Origin of the sequence: Bradyrhizobium sp. AZCC 1610, from assembly GCF_036924515.1 — a bacterium.
Classification (GTDB): domain Bacteria; phylum Pseudomonadota; class Alphaproteobacteria; order Rhizobiales; family Xanthobacteraceae; genus Bradyrhizobium.
Map to the genome: position 1 here is coordinate 3,601,565 of NZ_JAZHRR010000001.1, position 17,894 is coordinate 3,619,458.

Sequence of the window (17,894 nt, forward strand, 5' to 3'; positions counted from 1 at the left end):
TTCCACTTCGCTTCAAAACGCTACGTTACTGGACCAGCGCGGCTGCCTTCACGGCAGTCACGGCGGCATTGTAATTGTTGACGAGTTGCTGAACCGAGGCCGCCGACATGTCGAGCACCGGCTTCGGATAGACGCCGAACAGAATGGTGAGGAACACCAGCGGGAACATCATCAGGCTCTCGCGGAACGTCAGATCCTTGATGCTCGCCAGTGACGGTTTTGTCAGTGGGCCAAACACGACCTTCCGATACAGCCACAGCGCATACGCCGCCGACAGGATCACGCCCAGGGTTGCAAACGTCGCGGTCGGGATCGAGACCTTGAAGGTGCCGACCAGCGTCATGAATTCGCCGACGAAGCCGGAAGTGCCGGGCAGACCGACATTGGCCATAGTAAAGACCATGAACACCAGCGCGTAGAGCGGCATCCGGTTGACGAGGCCGCCATAGGCCGCGATCTCGCGGGTATGCATGCGGTCGTAGACGATGCCGACGCACAGGAACAGCGCGCCGGAGACGATGCCGTGCGACACCATCTGGAATACGCCGCCGGCCACGCCCTGCGTGGTCCCTGCGAAGATGCCCATGGTGACGAAGCCCATATGGGCTACCGACGAATAGGCGATCAGCTTCTTGATGTCTTCCTGCATCAAGGCCACCAGCGAGGTGTAGACGATGGCGATCACCGACAGCGTGAAGATGATCCAGGCGAAATCATGCGACGCCAGCGGGAACATCGGCAGCGAGAAGCGCAGGAATCCGTAGCCGCCCATCTTCAACAGGATCGCGGCCAGAATCACCGAGCCTGCGGTTGGCGCCTCGACGTGGGCGTCCGGCAGCCAGGTGTGCACCGGCCACATCGGCATCTTCACCGCGAAGGAAGCAAAGAACGCCAGCCACGCCCAGGTCTGCAACGAGCGCGGCACCGCGGTGTGCATCAAGGTCGGGATGTCGGTCGTGCCGGCATTCCAGTACAGCGCCATGATCGCCAGCAGCATCAGCACCGAGCCGAGCAGCGTGTAGAGGAAAAACTTGAACGATGCATAGACCCGGCGCGCGCCGCCCCAGACGCCGATGATCAGGAACATCGGGATCAGGCCGCCCTCGAAGAACAGGTAGAACAGCACGAGGTCGAGCGCGGAGAAGGTGCCGACCATCAGCGTTTCCAGCAGCAGGAACGCCATCATGTATTCGCGCACCCGCATCGTGATCGATTTCCAGCTCGCGATGATGCAGAACGGCATCAAGGCGGTGGTCAGGATCACGAACGGCAGCGAAATGCCGTCGACACCCATGTGATAGGTGATGCCGCTGGCGAGCCAGTTCGCCTTTTCGACGAACTGGAAATCCGGGTTGGCGGCATCGAAGCGCCAAACCAGGATCAGCGACACCCCGAAAGTGACCAGCGTGGTCCACAGCGCGATCCAGCGCGCATTGCGCCGTGCGGCCTCGTCGTCGCCGCGGGTGAGATAGATCGCCAGCGCGCCGATGACCGGCAGGAACGTGACGACCGAAAGGATGGGCCAGGTTGTCATTACTGGCCTCCCAAGCCGAACATGAACCAGGTGATCAGCCCTGCGACGCCGATCAGCATCGCAAAGGCATAGTGATAGAGATAACCGGTCTGGATCTTCACCACGTTGCGCGTGACATCGAGCACGCGCGCCGAAACGCCATCCGGGCCGAAGCCGTCGATGACGAAGCCGTCGCCCTTCTTCCACAGGAAGCGGCCGAGCCACTTCGCCGGGCGGACGAAGATGAGCTCATAGAGCTCGTCGAAATACCATTTGTTGAGCAGGAACTGGTAGAGCATCTGGTGCTGGTTGGCGAGTTCGACCGGCAGATACGGCCGGCGGATGTAGAACAGCCACGACACCAGAAAGCCCACGACCATCATCACCGTCGGCAGGAACGCTATCACCGGCGAGATGTGGTGCATCTCGTCGATGATGTGCGGGTGCATCTTGAGCGACTCGCGGAAGAACTCTTCCACGCCGTGGCCCGCAAACACTTCCTTGAACGGGAAGCCGGCCAGAATCGAGCCTGCGGCGAGGATGCCGATCGGGACCAGCATCCACATTGGCGCTTCATGGGCCGCCTCGTAATGGTGCTGGTCGTGCGGCTCGCCGTGGAACGTCTTGAAGATCAGGCGCCACGAATAGAACGAGGTGAGACCGGCCGCGATCACCGTCATCGCGAAGCCGTAATACGCGAATGGATTGTGCGCGACATAGGCGGACTCGATGATCGCGTCCTTGGAGAAATAGCCGGCTGTCAGCGGGAAGCCGGTCAGCGCCAGGGTGCCGATCACCATCACGCTATAGGTGTAGGGAATCTTGTCCTTCAGCCCGCCCATGTTGCGGATGTCCTGCTCGTGATGCATCGCGTAGATCACCGAGCCGGAACCCAAAAACAGCAGCGCCTTGAAGAAGGCGTGCGTGAACAAATGGAAGATGCCGACCGAATAGGCCCCTGCCCCCATCGCCACGAACATGTAGCCGAGCTGCGAACAGGTCGAGTAGGCAACGATGCGCTTGATGTCGTTCTGGACGAGGCCGACAGTTGCCGCAAAGAACGCGGTGGTGGCGCCGAAGAACATCACCACGGCCTGCGCGTTGGGCGCGAGCTCGAACAGCGGCGACAGCCGCGCCACCATGAACACGCCGGCCGTCACCATGGTTGCGGCGTGGATCAGCGCGGAGACCGGCGTCGGGCCTTCCATCGCGTCCGGCAGCCAGGTGTGCAGCAGGAACTGGGCCGACTTGCCCATCGCGCCCATGAAGAGCAACAGGCAGGTCAGCGTCAGCGCGTCGGCGTGCCAGCCGAAGAAATCGACGGTCTTGCCCGACAGCCCCGGCGCGCCGGCAAAAATCGTCTCGAAGTCGGTCGAGCCAATCAGCATGAAGATGGCGAGAATGCCGAGCGCAAAACCGAAATCGCCGACGCGGTTGACCACGAAGGCCTTGATTGCCGCCGCGTTCGCCGAGGGCTTGTGGTACCAGAAGCCGATCAGCAGATAACTCGCCAGACCGACGCCCTCCCAGCCGAAGAACAGCTGGACCAGATTGTCCGCGGTCACCAGCATCAGCATCGCGAAGGTGAACAGCGACAGATAGGCAAAGAACCGCGGCCGATACGGATCCTCGTCCATGTAGCCGATGGAGTAGAGGTGCACGAGCGACGAGATAGTGTTCACCACCACCAGCATCACGGCGGTCAGCGTGTCGACGCGCAGCGCCCACGCCACCTGCAGGTCGCCGGAATTGATCCAGGGGAATAGCGCGATCCTTACGACATCACGGTGCAGGAAGCCGATGTCGACCAGCACCACCCAGGAGAGCGCCGCGGAAACGAACAGAAGTCCCGTGGTGATCAGCTCGGCCGCGCGCGAACCCTGCGCCGGCGGCTCCGAGACGTGGTGGTCGTCGTGGCCGTGATCGTCATGGCTATCGGTGGCATGGGCGTGATCGCCATGACCGTGGTCGTGATGTTTGACCTCATCGCCGCTCGGGTTGCGCGCATGCGCGCCGAAAATCGCGATCAGGCCCGCCAGAATGGCGCCCAGCAGCGGCAGAAAGACGATTGCCTGAACCATAGCTGAGCTAGCCCTTCATCAGATTGACGTCTTCAACCGCGATCGAACCGCGGTTGCGGAAATACACCACAAGCACCGCGAGACCGATCGCAGCTTCAGCCGCCGCAACCGTCAGCACCAAGAGCGCAAACACCTGCCCGACGATGTCGCCGAGGAAGGTCGAGAACGCCACCAGGTTGATGTTGACTGCGAGCAGGATCAGCTCGATCGACATCAGGATGACGATGATGTTCTTGCGGTTCAGGAAGATGCCGAGAATCCCGAGCGTGAACAGGATGGCGCCGACCGCGAGATAGTGCCCCAGACCGATCGTCATTTCACCCACTCCGCCGCATCCGCGTCCTGCAGACCTTGCCCGGACGCCACCTTGCGCACGGCCATCGCCAGTTCCGGCGTCCGCGCATTCTGCACGTTGATGTCCTGCCGCTTGACCTTCGCCTTGTGGCGCAGCGTCAGCACGATGGCGCCGATCATCGCCACCAGGAGCACCATGCCGGCGATCTGGAAGTAGTGGATGTACTTCGTATAGAGCACCAGCCCGAGCGCCTCGGTGTTGCTGACATTGGTCGGGATCGCCGCCGTGATCTGCTTGACGGTACCGGGATTGATGACCCAGCCGCCGGCGACCAGCAGCAGTTCGACGAGGAAAATGCCGCCGATCACCAAACCAATCGGCAGGTATTCCAGAAAACCTTCGCGCAGTTCGACGAAGTCGACGTCGAGCATCATGATCACGAACAGGAACAGCACTGCGACCGCGCCGACATAGACCACGATCAGCATCATGCCGAGGAATTCGGCGCCCATCAGCACGAACAGGCCGGCAGCGTTGACGAAGGCCAGGATCAGGTACAGCACGGAGTGCACGGGATTGCGCGACACAATCACCATGACCGCCGAGGCCACGCAGACGCCGGCGAAGAGATAGAAGAACAGCGCGGGAAGGATCATGCCCTCACCTCACCGGTACGGCGCGTCGAGTTCGATGGCTTTCGCAATCTCGCGCTCCCAGCGGTCGCCATTGGCGAGCAGTTTCGCCTTGTCATAATAAAGTTCCTCGCGGGTCTCGGTCGCGAATTCGAAATTCGGTCCTTCGACGATGGCATCGACCGGGCAGGCTTCCTGGCACAGGCCGCAATAGATGCATTTCACCATATCGATGTCGTAGCGCACGGTGCGGCGGGTGCCATCGTTGCGGCGCGGCCCGGCCTCGATCGTGATCGCCTGCGCCGGGCAGATCGCCTCGCACAGCTTGCAGGCGATGCAGCGCTCCTCGCCGTTCGGATAGCGGCGCAGCGCATGCTCGCCGCGGAAGCGCGGTGAGATCGGGCCCTTCTCGAAGGGATAGTTCAGCGTCGGCTTCGGCTTGAAGAAATAGCGCATGGCGAGAAAGAACGCCGATACGAATTCGCTCAAGAGAAGCGCACGGGCGGTTGCGTTGACGTTGACACTCATGCCCAGGTCCTCTTTCTGCCGCCGGCCCTCGTCATCAAAGAAGCTGACCGACGTAGTATCCAACCGCGACCATGATCGGAATGTCTGCGAGCAAGATCATCCGAATGGCCGCCGCGCTGCGTTCGCGCTCCTCCGCGCTTGTGATCGAATCCACCGTCTGACGTTGGAGCATGAACATGGTCACGAAATAGATCAGGCTCGATGCCGCCAATCCCACGGCGGCACCGATCAGGCCAGGTATAGATAGCATTGCGTTCTACCCTCCTCATTTCGGCGCGATCCCGGCAAACTGCAGCACCCCGGCGACGATCACCACCATCGCCAGCGACAGCGGCAAAAACACCTTCCAGCCGAGTCGCATCAGTTGATCGTAGCGGTAGCGCGGCACGATCGCCTTCGCCATCGCGAACATGAAGAACATGAAGAACACCTTCAGCGCGAACCAGACGACGCCGGGGATCCAGGTAAACGGCGGCAGCGCCACCGGCGGCAGCCAGCCGCCGAGGAACATGATTGTCGCCAACGCGCACATCGTGGTGATCGCGACATATTCGCCGAGCATGAACAGCAGATACGGCGTCGAGCCGTATTCGACCATGAAGCCCGCGACCAGTTCGGATTCCGCTTCCACCAGATCGAACGGCGGGCGGTTGGTTTCGGCCAGCGCCGAGACGTAGAACACCACGAACATCGGGAACAGCGGCCACACATACCAGTTCAGGATGGTGAGCTGCGGCAGGCCGATCAGGCTGGCGAAGCCGCGGGTGTTCTGCGCTTCCACCAGGGCCGACAGATTGAGGGTCCCGGCGCACAGCAAGACGGTGATGATGACGAAGCCGATCGAGACTTCGTAGGACACCATCTGCGCGGCGGAGCGGAGCGCGGCCAGGAACGGATATTTCGAGTTCGACGACCAGCCGGCCATGATGATGCCGTAGATCGACAGCGACGAGATCGCGAAGATGTAGAGCACGCCCACATTGATGTCGGATATCACCCAGCCGAGATCCATCGGGATCACGGCCCAGGCGGCCAGCGCCAGCACGCAGGACACCAGCGGCGCCAGCAGGAACACGCCCTTGTTGGAGCCGGACGGGATGATCGGCTCCTTCAGCACGAATTTTAAGAGGTCCGCGAAGGATTGTAAGAGGCCCCAGGGGCCGACGACGTTGGGGCCGCGGCGGATCTGCACCGCCGCCCAGATCTTGCGGTCGGCGAGCAGGATGTAGGCGATCGCGATCAGGAGCACGACGAGCAGCAACAGGCTCTGCGCGACCATGATGATCAGCGGCCAGAGAAAACCGGTCCAGAACGAGCTTGCGAAGAAATCAGCCATCAGGTCACGCTCACTCCGCTGCCGTCAGCATTTTCCCGGACGCCAGCCGGGAACATTCCGCCATCACCGCCGAGGCCCGCGCGATCGGGTTGGTCAGATAGAAATCCTCGACCGAACTCTTGAACGGGGTCTTGTCGACCTTGCCGCCCTTCTTGCCCGCCAACGCCTTGATGTCCTCGGCCTTGCCGGGCTCGATCTGGTCGATCCGCATCAGATGCGGGACCGCCTTGAACAGCGCCTGGCGCAACGCCTGCAGGGAATCATAGGGCAGCTTCTTGCCCAGCACATCCGACAGCGCGCGGACGATCGCCCAGTCCTCGCGCGCCTCGCCGGGCGGGAACGCCGCACGGCTGGCGATCTGTACCCGGCCCTCGGTGTTGACGTAGAGGCCGGATTTTTCGGTGTAGGCCGCGCCCGGCAGGATGACGTCGGCGCGGTGCGCGCCACGGTCGCCATGGGTGCCGATATAGACCACGAACGTGCCGTCCGGCACCTTCACCTCGTCGGCCCCCAGCAGGAATAGCACATCCAGCGTGCCGAAGGTCGTCATCTGCGCCAGGCTGAGGCCGCCTTTGCCGGGCGCAAAGCCGATATCGAGCGCGCCCGCGCGCGAGGCGGTATCCTGCAGCACGGCAAAGCCGTTCCAGCCGTCCTTGAGCGCGCCGGCACCTGCGGCGACCTTGGCCGCCAGCGCCAGCACCGCCCCGCCGTCATGCCGCGAAAGCGCCCCGGCGCCGACCAGCACGATCGGGTTCTTGGCGCCTTTCAGCACCTCGGTGAAGGAATGCTTGCCGCTCGCGAGTTCACCGAGCGTATCCGTGCCCGCGCCGAGATAGTCGTAATCATAGGTGAGATCGGCCTTGGCGCCGATCAGGCCGACCTTGAGGTGGCCGGTGCGCCAGCGCTTGCGGATCCGCGCGTTGAGGACGGCGGCTTCCTTGCGCGGATTGGCGCCAATGATCAGGAGCGCATCGGCCTGCTCGATCCCGGCAATGGTCGGGTTGAAGGTCCAGGTCGCGCGGCCGGCCTTGGGGTCGAAGGCGTCGCCGCCCTGCACCGCCAGATTGGTGGAACCGTATCGGCCCAGGAGATCCTTGAACGCGAACATCTCCTCGACCGCGGCGAGATCGCCGGCGATGGCCCCGATCCGCTTGCCGTCGCTCATCCGGACCTTGGCAGCAATTGCCGCGAAAGCTTCCTGCCACGACGCGGCGCGAAGCTTGCCGTTCTCCCTGACATAGGGCCGGTCGAGCCGCTGCGTGCGCAGGCCGTCGACGATGTGGCGGGTCTTGTCGGAAATCCATTCCTCGTTCACGGCCTCGTTGATGCGCGGCAGGATCCGCATCACCTCGCGGCCGCGGGTATCGACGCGGATCGCGGAGCCCACGCCATCCATGACGTCGACCGACTGGGTCTTGCCGAGTTCCCACGGGCGCGCGGCGAACGCGTACGGTTTTGAGGTCAGCGCGCCGACGGGGCAGATATCGACGAGGTTGCCCTGCAGCTCCGAGGTCAGCGCCTGCTCCAGATAGGTCGTGATCTCCATGTCCTCGCCGCGGCCGGTGGCGCCCATTTCCGGGGCGCCGGCGACTTCGGCGGAGAAGCGGACGCAGCGCGTGCACTGGATGCAACGGTTCATCGAGGTCTTGACCAGCGCGCCGAGATACTTGTCCTCGACCGCGCGCTTGTTCTCGGCATAGCGCGAGGTGTCGACGCCGTAGCCCATCGCCTGGTCCTGCAGATCGCACTCGCCGCCCTGGTCGCAGATCGGGCAATCCAGCGGGTGGTTGATCAGCAGAAATTCCATCACGCCTTCGCGCGCCTTCTTCACCATCGGCGAACGCGTCGAGATTTCCGGCGGCTCGCCCTTCGGACCGGGACGGCAGTCGCGCACGCCCCAGGCGCAGCTTGCGACCGGCTTCGGGCCGCCCTTGATCTCGACGAGGCACATCCGGCAATTGCCGGCAATCGACAGCCGCTCGTGGTAGCAGAAGCGCGGAATTTCGGCGCCGGCGGCCTCGCACGCCTGCAGCAGCGTGTACTCCGCAGGCACATCGATCTCTTTGCCGTCGATGATGAGTTTGGTCATAGCTGTCTCAGGTCTTTCCCAGCTTGCAGTCTGGCGGTGTAACGCTGGCGGTCTTCAGCGACGCCTTGATCCATTGCTGGGTCTCGGCGCCATAGGTGGCGAGATAGGCCGGCTGCGCCGCGTTCTTCTCGCACAGGAACGGCAGATGCGGCTTCAGGTCGTAATCGCAGGACGCCAGCCACTCGCGCTTTCCCGCGAACGCGCCGATCGCTTCCTCGCAGGCGTAGAGGAAGTACGTGACGAAGCTCTCATACTGGACCTGCTCGTCGCGGCTGCCGGCCTTGATCGCGTCGTAGTCGGGCTGCGAGAATTTCGGGTTCTGGAACGCCAGATCCGTATAGCCCAGAAACGCCTGCCGCGCGCTGGATGCCCGGTTGTTGGTGCGGATCTCGTTGATCTGGAACAGGATCGCAACAAAGCCGAGCAGCGCCACGGCCGCCTGCGCCATCTGCGCCAGCGTTCCGTATCTCTGCCACCAGAAGCTTGGTTGCGACATCGCGATCACTCCGCCGCAACCATGTTCACGGGATCACGCACGCCGATATCGTCGATATCGGCCTTGTGCGAATACTGGTCGATGCGCGCTTCGATCTCGTGACGGAAATGCGCGATCAGGCCCTGGATCGGCCAGGCCGCAGCGTCGCCGAGCGCGCAGATGGTGTGGCCTTCGACCTGCTTGGTCACTTCCAGCAGCATGTCGATTTCGCGCTTGTGGGCGCGGCCCTCGGCCATGCGGGTCAGCACGCGCCACATCCAGCCCGTGCCTTCGCGGCACGGCGTGCACTGGCCGCAGCTCTCATGCTTGTAGAAATAGGAGATGCGCGCGATCGCCCGGATCAGGTCGGTCGACTTGTCCATCACGATGACGGCGGCGGTGCCGAGGCCGGAGCGCAATTTACTCAAGCTGTCGAAATCCATTGGCGTGTCGATGATCTGCTCGGCCGGCACCATGCGCACCGACGAGCCGCCGGGGATCACGGCCTTCAGATTGCCCCAGCCGCCGCGAATGCCGCCGCAATGGCGCTCGATCAGTTCGCGGAACGGAATCCCCATCGCCTCTTCGACGTTGCAGGGCCGCTCGACGTGACCGGAAATGCAAAACAGCTTGGTGCCGACATTGTTGGGCCGGCCGATCGCGGCGAACCACGCCGCGCCGCGCCGCAGGATGTCAGGCGCAACCGCGATGGACTCGACGTTATTGACGGTGGTCGGGCAGCCATAGAGGCCGACATTGGCCGGGAACGGCGGCTTCAGCCGCGGCTGGCCCTTCTTGCCCTCGAGGCTCTCCAGCAGCGCGGTTTCCTCGCCGCAGATATAGGCGCCGGCGCCATGGGCGACATAGATGTCGAACGGCCAGCCATTGAGGTTGTCCTTGCCGACCAGTTTTGCGTCATAGGCCTGATCGATCGCGGCCTGCAGATGCTCCCGCTCCCGGATGAACTCGCCGCGCACATAGATGTAGCAGGCATGCGCGCCCATCGCGAAGCTTGCCAGCAGACAGCCCTCGACCAGGAGATGCGGGTCGTGCCGCATGATCTCGCGGTCCTTGCAGGTGCCGGGCTCGGACTCGTCGGCATTGACCACGAGATAGCTCGGCCGCCCGTCGGTCGATTCCTTCGGCATGAACGACCATTTCAGGCCGGTCGGAAAACCCGCCCCGCCGCGTCCGCGCAGGCCGGAGGCCTTCATCTCGGCAATGATCCAGTCGCGGCCCTTGTCGATGATCGCCTTGGTGCCGTCCCACGCGCCACGGCGGCGCGCGCCCTCAAGCCCCCAATCGTGGAGGCCGTAGAGGTTCTTGAAGATGCGATCCTTGTCGTCGAGCATGACTTGAAATTCCTCAGATCAACGATTGGACGGCATGCAGGCGAGCCCGGCGCACGCCGATCACGCTACCCTTTGCCGGACCGTCCACGAGCAAGGCGCCGCCGAACGTCATGTGGTTTCCTTCAGCGTCGTCGGCCCGCCCACCGGCGCCGAGAACTGACGGTCGATCTGCGGTCCCGGCTTCGGCGGATTGCCGGACGCAAAGCCGTCCAGCACCTTGCCAAAGCTTTCCCTGGTCAGGTCTTCGTAGGTGTCTTTCCAGATCAGCACCATCGGCGCGTTCACGCAGGCACCGAGGCATTCGACCTCTTCCCAGCTGAAATTGCCGTCCTTCGACAGATGGAAGGGATCGTGATGGATGCGGCTCTGGCACACCTTGATGATGTCCTCGGCGCCGCGCAGGCGGCACGGCGTGGTGCCGCAGACCTGCACATGGGCCTTCTTGCCGACCGGCTGGAGCTGAAACATCGTGTAGAAGGTCGCCACTTCCAGCACGCGGATGTAGGGCATTTCCAGGAGGTCGGCGACGGCGCGGATCGCGGCTTCCGAAACCCATCCCTCATGCTGTTCCTGGACGCGCCACAGGATCGCGATCACCGCGGACGCCTGGCGACCCGGCGGATACTTTTCGATCTGCGCCTTGGCCCAGGCGAGGTTCTCTTCCGAGAACGTGAAGCTCGCGGGCTGCAATTCCTTTGGTGCGAGGCGGCGGACGGACATCGTTCAGTCTCTCATTGCACGCGGCGTGCGGCTTTCGCATTGAGCGCATCGATCCGGGCGAGCCAGAATGCGCTTGCGGTGCCGAACACGTTGTAGCCGACATGGGTTGAAACCTTGATCCGGTCCAGAATCGAAAGGTCGGTCACGGTTTCAAGGCGATTGCTGCGCGGGTCGTAGACGATCAGCTTCAGCGGAGTCTGTTCGAGGATGTAGCGCGACACGGTATGTCGGGGATCGTTGCCGTGCTCCTCGCACAGCAGCACGCTGTCACCCTGCATCAGCCGCACGCCGCCCTTCATCGCCTCGATCTCGACGCCCTCGACGTCGAGCTTGATCAGATATTTGCCGCCGGGGGTAACCTTGCCGTCATCCAGCAGATTATCGAGCGCGATGACCGGCACCTCCTCGCCATCCGACTGGTCGCCGGCGATGCTGAACGCCTCATGCTTGGTGCCGGACAACAGTGCGGTACCGCGTGTCGCGCCGATCGCGCATTTCACGGCCTCGAAACGATTGCCGTTGATCTTGGCGTTGTTGGCAAGCTTTGGAAAATTCTGCCCCGACGGCTCGATCGCGATCGCCTTGTGCGAACCGAACGGCTGGCTCGACACCAAGACCGACCAGTAGCCGTAGTTGGCGCCGCAATCGAGCAGCGTGTAGTCGACGTCGGCGGAATCGCGGAACAACAGCTCCAGCTCGTCTTCGTAGCTGTAGCTTCGATTGAGCAGCTTGCTCCAGTAGCCGTCGCCATAGGGAAACTCGAAGATGGCGTCGGGATTGAGTTTGATCTGGATGCCGCGCTCGGGCAGCGTCGTGCGCAAGAGATTGGCGCACATATTGTAGCCGCGGTGCGAAAAATTCGACGCCACCTTCGACCCCAGCACCAGCGCAACCGCGGCCAAACGCTCCCACGTGTTCGCACCTACGAGCGCGCCCGAAGCCCGGTCAAACTGGATGGGCGCCTGCGCCATCACCGATCGACCTCTCCGAACACGATGTCGAGCGAGCCGAGAATCGCCGAGACGTCGGCGAGCAGATGGCCGCGGCAGATGAAGTCCATCGCCTGCAGATGGGCAAAGCCCGGCGCGCGGATCTTGCACTTGTAGGGCTTGTTGGTGCCGTCGGAAACCAGATAGACGCCGAACTCGCCCTTGGGCGCCTCGACCGCGGCGTAGACCTCGCCGGCCGGCACGCGAACGCCTTCGGTGTAGAGCTTGAAGTGATGGATCAGCGCTTCCATCGAGCGCTTCATCTCGCCGCGGCGCGGCGGCGCGATCTTGTTGTCCTCGACCACGACCGGGCCCTGCCCGTCGGGCGCGCGCAGTTTCGCGATGCACTGCCTCATGATGCGCACCGACTGGCGCATCTCTTCCATGCGGATGCAGTAGCGGTCGTAGCAGTCGCCGTTCTTGCCGATCGGAATGTCGAAATCCATTTCGGCGTAGCACTCATAGGGCTGCGACTTGCGCAGGTCCCAGGCGGCGCCCGAGCCGCGCACCATCACGCCGGAGAAGCCCCACTCCCAGGCCTGCTGCAGCGTCACCACGCCGATGTCGACGTTGCGCTGCTTGAAGATGCGGTTACCGGTCAGCAGCGTTTCGAGGTCGGCCACCACCTGCAGGAACGGATCGCACCACGCCTCGATATCGTCGATCAGTTTCGGCGGCAGGTCCTGATGCACGCCGCCGACGCGGAAATAGGCCGCATGCATGCGCGAGCCGGAGGCGCGCTCATAAAACACCATCAGCTTTTCGCGCTCTTCAAAACCCCACAGCGGAGGGGTCAGCGCGCCGACGTCCATCGCCTGCGTGGTGACGTTGAGCAGGTGTGACAGGATACGGCCGATCTCGCAGTAGAGCACGCGGATCAACTGGCCGCGGCGCGGAACGGTAATGCCGAGCAGCTTTTCCGCGGCGAGACAGAAGGCGTGCTCCTGATTCATCGGCGCGACGTAATCGAGCCGGTCGAAATACGGGATCGCCTGCAGGTAGGTCTTCTGCTCGATCAGCTTTTCGGTGCCGCGATGCAGGAGGCCGATATGCGGATCGACCCGCTCGACGACTTCGCCGTCGAGCTCCAGCACGAGGCGCAGCACGCCATGCGCCGCCGGATGCTGTGGCCCAAAGTTGATCGTAAAGTTACGAAGCTTTTGCGGTTGTTCGTTCATGGTCAGGCCTTCGGCTCAGCCTTCTCATCGCCCGGCAGCGGATAGTCCGCGCCTTCCCAGGGCGAGAGGAAATCGAATTTGCGGAATTCCTGGTTGAGGCGGACCGGCTCGTAGAGCACCCGCTTCTCCTGGTCGTCGTAACGCACCTCGACGAAGCCGGTCAGCGGGAAATCCTTGCGCAGCGGGTGTCCGTCGAAGCCGTAATCTGTCAGGAGCCGCCGCATGTCGGGGTGGCCGGTGAAGATCACGCCGTAAAGGTCATACGTCTCGCGCTCGAACCAGTCGGCGCCGGGAAACACGTCGATGATCGACGGCACCTGCGTGGTCTCATCGGCCTCGGCGCGGATGCGGATGCGCTCGTTCAGCGTCGGCGACAACAGATGATAGACCACGTCGAAACGCTTCTCGCGGCCGGGATAGTCGACCGCGGTCACGTCGGTGATGTTGACGAAGCGCAGCGCGGGATCATCGCGCAGGTGCTTCATGACCTCGACGATCTTGCCGGCCTCGACCGTGACGGTGAGCTGGTTGAACGCGACCGCATGGGCGCTGGCCGCGCCGCCAAGCGCGCTAACAATCGTCTGCCCTAGGGCGTCGAGCTTGCCGTCGTCCATTACCTGAAACCTTAGCGTTCGATGGTCCCGATGCGCCGGATCTTCTTCTGCAGCAGCAATATGCCGTAGAGCAGCGCCTCCGCCGTCGGCGGGCATCCGGGCACGTAGATGTCGACCGGCACGATACGGTCGCAGCCGCGCACGACCGAATAGGAATAGTGATAGTAGCCGCCGCCATTGGCGCACGACCCCATCGAGATCACGTAGCGCGGCTCAGGCATCTGGTCGTAGACCTTGCGCAGCGCCGGCGCCATCTTGTTGGTCAGCGTGCCAGCCACGATCATGACGTCGGACTGCCGTGGCGAGGCGCGCGGCGCAAACCCGAAGCGCTCGACGTCGTAGCGCGGCATCGACACCTGCATCATCTCGACCGCGCAGCAGGCGAGACCGAACGTCATCCACATCAGGGAGCCCGTGCGCGCCCAGGTGACCAGGTCGTCGGCGGCGGCAACGAAGAAGCCCTTGTCTGACAGTTCGTGGTTGACCTCGAGGAAGAACGGGTCATTGGCTCCGACCGGCTTGCCGGTCGAGGGGTCGAGAATGCCCTTCGGCGCCTGCGCGATATCAGGCGAAGAGCCTATGGCTGTCGGGCTCAATCCCATTCGAGCGCGCCTTTCTTCCACTCATAAGCAAAGCCGACCGTGAGGACGGCGAGGAACACCATCATCGACCAGAAGCCGGTGGCGCCGAGCTTGCCGAACGCAACCGCCCAGGGGAACAGGAATGCCACTTCGAGGTCGAAGATGATGAAGAGGATCGCGACCAGGTAGAAGCGGACGTCGAACTTCATGCGGGCGTCGTCAAAAGCGTTGAATCCGCATTCATAGGCGGACAGCTTTTCCGGGTCCGGCTGCTGGAACGCGACCAGGAACGGGGCGATCAGGAGCGCCAGACCGATCAGGCTCGCCACCCCGATAAACACCACAAGTGGAAGGTAATTCTGCAGGATGCCGTTCATCGGCCGTGCCTTTTCCTGCGGATTTCGACCGCAGATTCGTTGATTGGAATTATTCTTGGCTTAGCGCAGCGCAACAGAGGGCGCAAGACAAGCCGGCTTGACGGCGTTTGCCCGCCCTTGGCGCATCGGCAGAACCCGAAAAAGTGTTGCGTTCCTGCCTCGCCCTTGCCTTGCCCAACCAACGCACGTCGGGCCGCAAAGTGCCGAATTTCAGTTCAAATCCTTTTCGTCCGCGAGCATTTGGGCAGCCGTGTCGGTCAGGCGATCGATCTGGTCGAGGAGCACCTTGAGCTCGTCCTTGCCGAGCTGTGGCCCCCGGTGACTTCGGGACTCACCGGCCCGGCGTTTGCGCCGTGCATGCTGACATCCGACTTCACCACCATGGTTGCCGGGCTGGCTGCCACTTCCTTCCTGGTCAGCTTTCATCCCGCCCTTTGCGATCGCGCAAACGGTCGCAAGACCGAGCATGCGGGCACCGGGCATCCGCGATCATGCTGCTCACGGCCGCCGGATTCGGCCGGGGTGTCGGCCCGCTTGTTTTGATCCCGGCCTGCGTCCCCGCGGCCCGCATCGATGTCGGTCAAACACCTTTATGTGATCTATATCACGGATGTCTCGGCGAAAATCCGGCCAAAATCCGGCCGAATGAAACCATTTTGCCGAAACCGCGAAACCATCCTGAAACACACGCGGCGTACTTCTACGGCCAACACAGGACGTCAAAGGCGTCCAGGAGGCATCACATGAACCACTCCATTCACTCAGCGGATCGTAGCACCCACTTGAAGATCGTGGTTGTCGCGCTTGTGGCTGGCATCGCGGTTGCCGCTTTCGGCATCTCGGCTCGGACGGGTTCGGATTACAGCCAGACTGCCCAAGTTGTGAAGGCCGGCAAGGCGGTGGTCGTCACCAGCGCGAACACCTCGACGGTCCGCTAAGTCGAACAACTTAATTGAAATAAAAGCGGCCGCCCTCGGGCGGCCTTTTTGTTTGCAGCTGATCGTGAGGAGATCGGCGTCAAGCCATTGAAATAATGGCGCGAGAGACGGGACTCGAACCCGCGGCCTCCGCCGTGACAGGGCGGCGCTCTAACCAACTGAGCTACTCCCGCGGATGCCGTAATCAGATCCTGATCCGCGCAGAACCGAGGGCATAAAGGCCCGCTCCCGCTTAGTCAAGGACGTTGCGAATCCCCGCGTCAGACGGGGGTTTCTGCGATTGTGATGCAAATAACGGCCTGTTTTCAGGCAAAACGGCGTAGGCAGCGATCACCCGAATCGTTTAAGGCCTGCTACGTCTGGGTTTCTTGAAACCCTCCCCCGCTCTGAGCAGACCGGATCCTCAGGGTTTCAAGTCACCACGCAAGGCGTTTCCCGCGCGAACCGGTTTCAAACGCGCTTAAAGCCATTCAACCAACGAGGAGGGCCAGCTATGGCGAAGAAAGCAGCGACTCCAGCCACCGTCACACTCAAACATCTGGCGGCAGCGCTGGCCGAGGAACATGACCTGTCGAAGAAAGCCGCCGAGGCAATCCTGACCGACATGGTCGGCAAGATCGCAAAACACCTGAAGAAGGGCGAGCGCATCCGTATCGTTGGGCTCGGCATCCTCCAGGTCCGCAAGCGCGCCGCCCGCACCGGGCGCAACCCGGCCACGGGCGAGCCGATCCAGATCAAGGCCAGCAAGAAGGTCGCCTTCCGCGCGGCCAAGGAACTCAAGGAAGCCGTCTAAGCCGACGCTTCCCGGTCGCACCAAAAACGTCATTCCGGCAGGGACCCGGAATGGCGCTTTTCTGCTATAGAGCGGTTCCCTTGCTCATCATTTCCGGACCGTCATGCTGGCCTCGCCCATCACCTTCACCCACGATGTCACCGAGCGCTTCCTGCGCTATGTCGTGATCGACACCCAGTCCGATCCGGCATCGCCGACCTGCCCTTCCACCGAGAAGCAGAAGAATCTGGGCCGCCTGCTGGCTTCGGAGCTGCAGGCGATGGGGCTCGCAGACGCTCATCTCGACGAGCACGGCTATGTCTACGCGACGATCCCGGCCAACACCGACAGACAAGTGCCGGTAATCTGCTTCTGCTCGCACATGGACACTTCACCAGATTGCACGGGCGCCAACGTCAAGCCGCAGGTCGTGAAGAATTATCGCGGCGGCGACATCGTGCTGCCGGCTGATCCCACGCAGGTGATCCGCGCAGCCGATCATCCCGCGCTCACTGAACAGGTCGGGCACGACATCATCACGACCGACGGTACCACGCTGCTGGGGGCCGACAACAAGGCCGGCCTCGCCGAGATCATGGATGCGGCCCGATTCCTGATTCAAAATCCGCAAATCAGGCACGGCAGCATCAAGATCCTGTTCACGCCCGACGAGGAGATCGGCCGCGGCGTCGACAAGGTCGACCTGAAGAAACTCGGCGCCGACTTCGCCTATACGATGGACGGCGAAACCGCCGGCAATATCGAGGACGAAACCTTTTCGGCCGATGGCGCCACCATCACCATCGAAGGAGTCTCGACCCATCCGGGCTTTGCCAAGGGCAAGATGGAGCACGCGATCAAGATCGCGGCGGCCATCATCGACCGCCTACCCAAGGACACCTGCTCGCCAGAGACAACTGAAGGCAAGGAAGGCTTTTTGCATCCGATCGGCATTTCCGGCGCGCTGGAAAAGGCTACCATCGGCCTCATCGTGCGCGATTTCACCGATGAAGGCCTGAAGGAAAAAGAAGCCCTGCTCGAAGGCATCGTCCGGGACGTAATGAAGGATTATCCGCGCTCAACATACCGGATGGAGGTCAGGCCGCAATACCGCAACATGAAGCAGGTGATCGACCGTCACCCCGAGACCATCGACTACGCCATCGAGGCGATCCGCCGCGCGGGGCTGACACCGGTGCGAAGCTCGATCCGCGGCGGCACCGACGGCTCGCGGCTATCGTTCATGGGCTTGCCCTGCCCCAACATCTTCGCCGGCGAACACGCGTTCCACTCGCGGCTGGAATGGGTGAGCCGCCAGGACATGGAAAAGGCAGCGGAGACCATCGTGCATCTGGCCATGATTTGGGAAGAGCGGGCGTAGCAACTTCGGCAAAGCTGCATCCCCGTTTTGCATGAAAACGAGG

20 protein-coding genes and 1 tRNA gene are annotated in these 17,894 nt (G+C 62.7%); 3 read left to right on the forward strand and 18 right to left on the reverse strand.

Annotated elements, in window-relative coordinates; translation table 11 throughout:
* Positions 1–25: 25 nt before the first annotated feature.
* The 17 genes from V1279_RS17835 to V1279_RS17915 all read right to left on the reverse strand — a co-directional run bounded on the left by V1279_RS17835 (position 26) and on the right by V1279_RS17915 (position 15,243).
* Complete coding sequence (locus tag V1279_RS17835; protein ID WP_334438294.1) at positions 26–1,534, reverse strand: NADH-quinone oxidoreductase subunit M; 1,509 nt, start codon at positions 1,532–1,534, stop codon at positions 26–28.
* Positions 1,534–3,594, reverse strand: coding sequence for an NADH-quinone oxidoreductase subunit L (nuoL, locus tag V1279_RS17840; protein ID WP_334438297.1), 2,061 nt, complete (start codon positions 3,592–3,594; stop codon positions 1,534–1,536). The genes V1279_RS17835 and nuoL overlap by 1 nt, the downstream gene beginning before the upstream one ends.
* A gap of 7 nt (positions 3,595–3,601) precedes the next feature.
* Positions 3,602–3,910 carry an NADH-quinone oxidoreductase subunit NuoK gene (gene nuoK / locus V1279_RS17845; RefSeq protein ID WP_171581897.1) on the reverse strand — a complete coding sequence of 103 codons (309 nt, stop codon included), beginning with the start codon at positions 3,908–3,910 and terminating at the stop codon, positions 3,602–3,604.
* Positions 3,907–4,545 carry an NADH-quinone oxidoreductase subunit J gene (locus V1279_RS17850; protein WP_334438305.1) on the reverse strand — a complete coding sequence of 213 codons (639 nt, stop codon included), beginning with the start codon at positions 4,543–4,545 and terminating at the stop codon, positions 3,907–3,909. Before V1279_RS17850 ends, nuoK begins: the two co-directional genes overlap by 4 nt.
* A 9-nt stretch (positions 4,546–4,554) precedes the next feature.
* Positions 4,555–5,049, reverse strand: coding sequence for an NADH-quinone oxidoreductase subunit NuoI (nuoI, locus tag V1279_RS17855; RefSeq protein WP_057840541.1), 495 nt, complete (start codon positions 5,047–5,049; stop codon positions 4,555–4,557).
* A 34-nt stretch (positions 5,050–5,083) separates the two neighbouring features.
* Positions 5,084–5,299 (reverse strand): hypothetical protein, encoded by a 216-nt coding sequence (locus tag V1279_RS17860; RefSeq protein ID WP_334438312.1) that lies wholly within the window; start codon positions 5,297–5,299, stop codon positions 5,084–5,086.
* 15 nt (positions 5,300–5,314) lie between these two features.
* On the reverse strand, positions 5,315–6,385 hold the full coding sequence (nuoH, locus tag V1279_RS17865) for an NADH-quinone oxidoreductase subunit NuoH (protein WP_334438315.1): 1,071 nt from the start codon (positions 6,383–6,385) through the stop codon (positions 5,315–5,317).
* A gap of 10 nt (positions 6,386–6,395) precedes the next feature.
* A complete protein-coding gene (gene nuoG / locus V1279_RS17870; protein WP_334438318.1) occupies positions 6,396–8,474 on the reverse strand; it encodes an NADH-quinone oxidoreductase subunit NuoG in 2,079 nt (692 codons plus the stop codon).
* Positions 8,475–8,481: 7 nt separating this feature from the next.
* Complete coding sequence (locus V1279_RS17875; protein WP_334438321.1) at positions 8,482–8,970, reverse strand: hypothetical protein; 489 nt, start codon at positions 8,968–8,970, stop codon at positions 8,482–8,484.
* Positions 8,971–8,975: 5 nt separating this feature from the next.
* A complete protein-coding gene (gene nuoF / locus V1279_RS17880) occupies positions 8,976–10,301 on the reverse strand; it encodes an NADH-quinone oxidoreductase subunit NuoF (RefSeq protein WP_334438323.1) in 1,326 nt (441 codons plus the stop codon).
* Between the two features lie 108 nt (positions 10,302–10,409).
* Positions 10,410–11,021, reverse strand: coding sequence for an NADH-quinone oxidoreductase subunit NuoE (nuoE, locus tag V1279_RS17885; protein ID WP_334438326.1), 612 nt, complete (start codon positions 11,019–11,021; stop codon positions 10,410–10,412).
* Between the two features lie 11 nt (positions 11,022–11,032).
* Positions 11,033–11,992, reverse strand: a complete 960-nt coding sequence (locus V1279_RS17890; RefSeq protein WP_334438328.1) for an FkbM family methyltransferase — start codon at positions 11,990–11,992, stop codon at positions 11,033–11,035.
* Positions 11,992–13,188, reverse strand: coding sequence for an NADH-quinone oxidoreductase subunit D (locus V1279_RS17895; protein WP_334438331.1), 1,197 nt, complete (start codon positions 13,186–13,188; stop codon positions 11,992–11,994). Before V1279_RS17895 ends, V1279_RS17890 begins: the two co-directional genes overlap by 1 nt.
* Before the next feature lie 2 nt (positions 13,189–13,190).
* Positions 13,191–13,802: an NADH-quinone oxidoreductase subunit C gene (locus V1279_RS17900; protein WP_334438333.1), complete on the reverse strand. Its 612-nt coding sequence runs from the start codon at positions 13,800–13,802 to the stop codon at positions 13,191–13,193.
* An 11-nt stretch (positions 13,803–13,813) separates the two neighbouring features.
* Entirely contained in the window at positions 13,814–14,404 is a 591-nt protein-coding gene (locus V1279_RS17905) for a NuoB/complex I 20 kDa subunit family protein (RefSeq protein ID WP_334438336.1), read from the reverse strand.
* The gene (locus tag V1279_RS17910; protein ID WP_213250440.1) at positions 14,395–14,760 is read right to left on the reverse strand and encodes an NADH-quinone oxidoreductase subunit A; all 366 of its coding nucleotides are present in this window, start codon (positions 14,758–14,760) and stop codon (positions 14,395–14,397) included. Before V1279_RS17910 ends, V1279_RS17905 begins: the two co-directional genes overlap by 10 nt.
* 210 nt (positions 14,761–14,970) lie before the next feature.
* On the reverse strand, positions 14,971–15,243 hold the full coding sequence (locus V1279_RS17915; protein ID WP_334438340.1) for a hypothetical protein: 273 nt from the start codon (positions 15,241–15,243) through the stop codon (positions 14,971–14,973).
* 260 nt (positions 15,244–15,503) lie between these two features.
* Here V1279_RS17915 and V1279_RS17920 point away from each other — a divergent pair, with 260 nt between their 5' ends.
* Positions 15,504–15,698: a hypothetical protein gene (locus V1279_RS17920; RefSeq protein WP_334446441.1), complete on the forward strand. Its 195-nt coding sequence runs from the start codon at positions 15,504–15,506 to the stop codon at positions 15,696–15,698.
* A gap of 96 nt (positions 15,699–15,794) precedes the next feature.
* On the opposite strand, the gene V1279_RS17925 is transcribed toward V1279_RS17920, so the two are convergent.
* Positions 15,795–15,871: transfer RNA gene (locus V1279_RS17925), tRNA-Asp, on the reverse strand.
* Between the two features lie 320 nt (positions 15,872–16,191).
* Between V1279_RS17925 and V1279_RS17930 the strand changes: the two genes are divergently transcribed.
* Both V1279_RS17930 and pepT read left to right on the forward strand, forming a co-directional pair.
* The gene (locus V1279_RS17930; RefSeq protein WP_334438342.1) at positions 16,192–16,491 is read left to right on the forward strand and encodes an HU family DNA-binding protein; all 300 of its coding nucleotides are present in this window, start codon (positions 16,192–16,194) and stop codon (positions 16,489–16,491) included.
* Between the two features lie 103 nt (positions 16,492–16,594).
* Positions 16,595–17,851, forward strand: coding sequence for a peptidase T (pepT, locus tag V1279_RS17935; protein ID WP_334438344.1), 1,257 nt, complete (start codon positions 16,595–16,597; stop codon positions 17,849–17,851).
* The last annotated feature ends 43 nt before the right edge of the window (positions 17,852–17,894 follow it).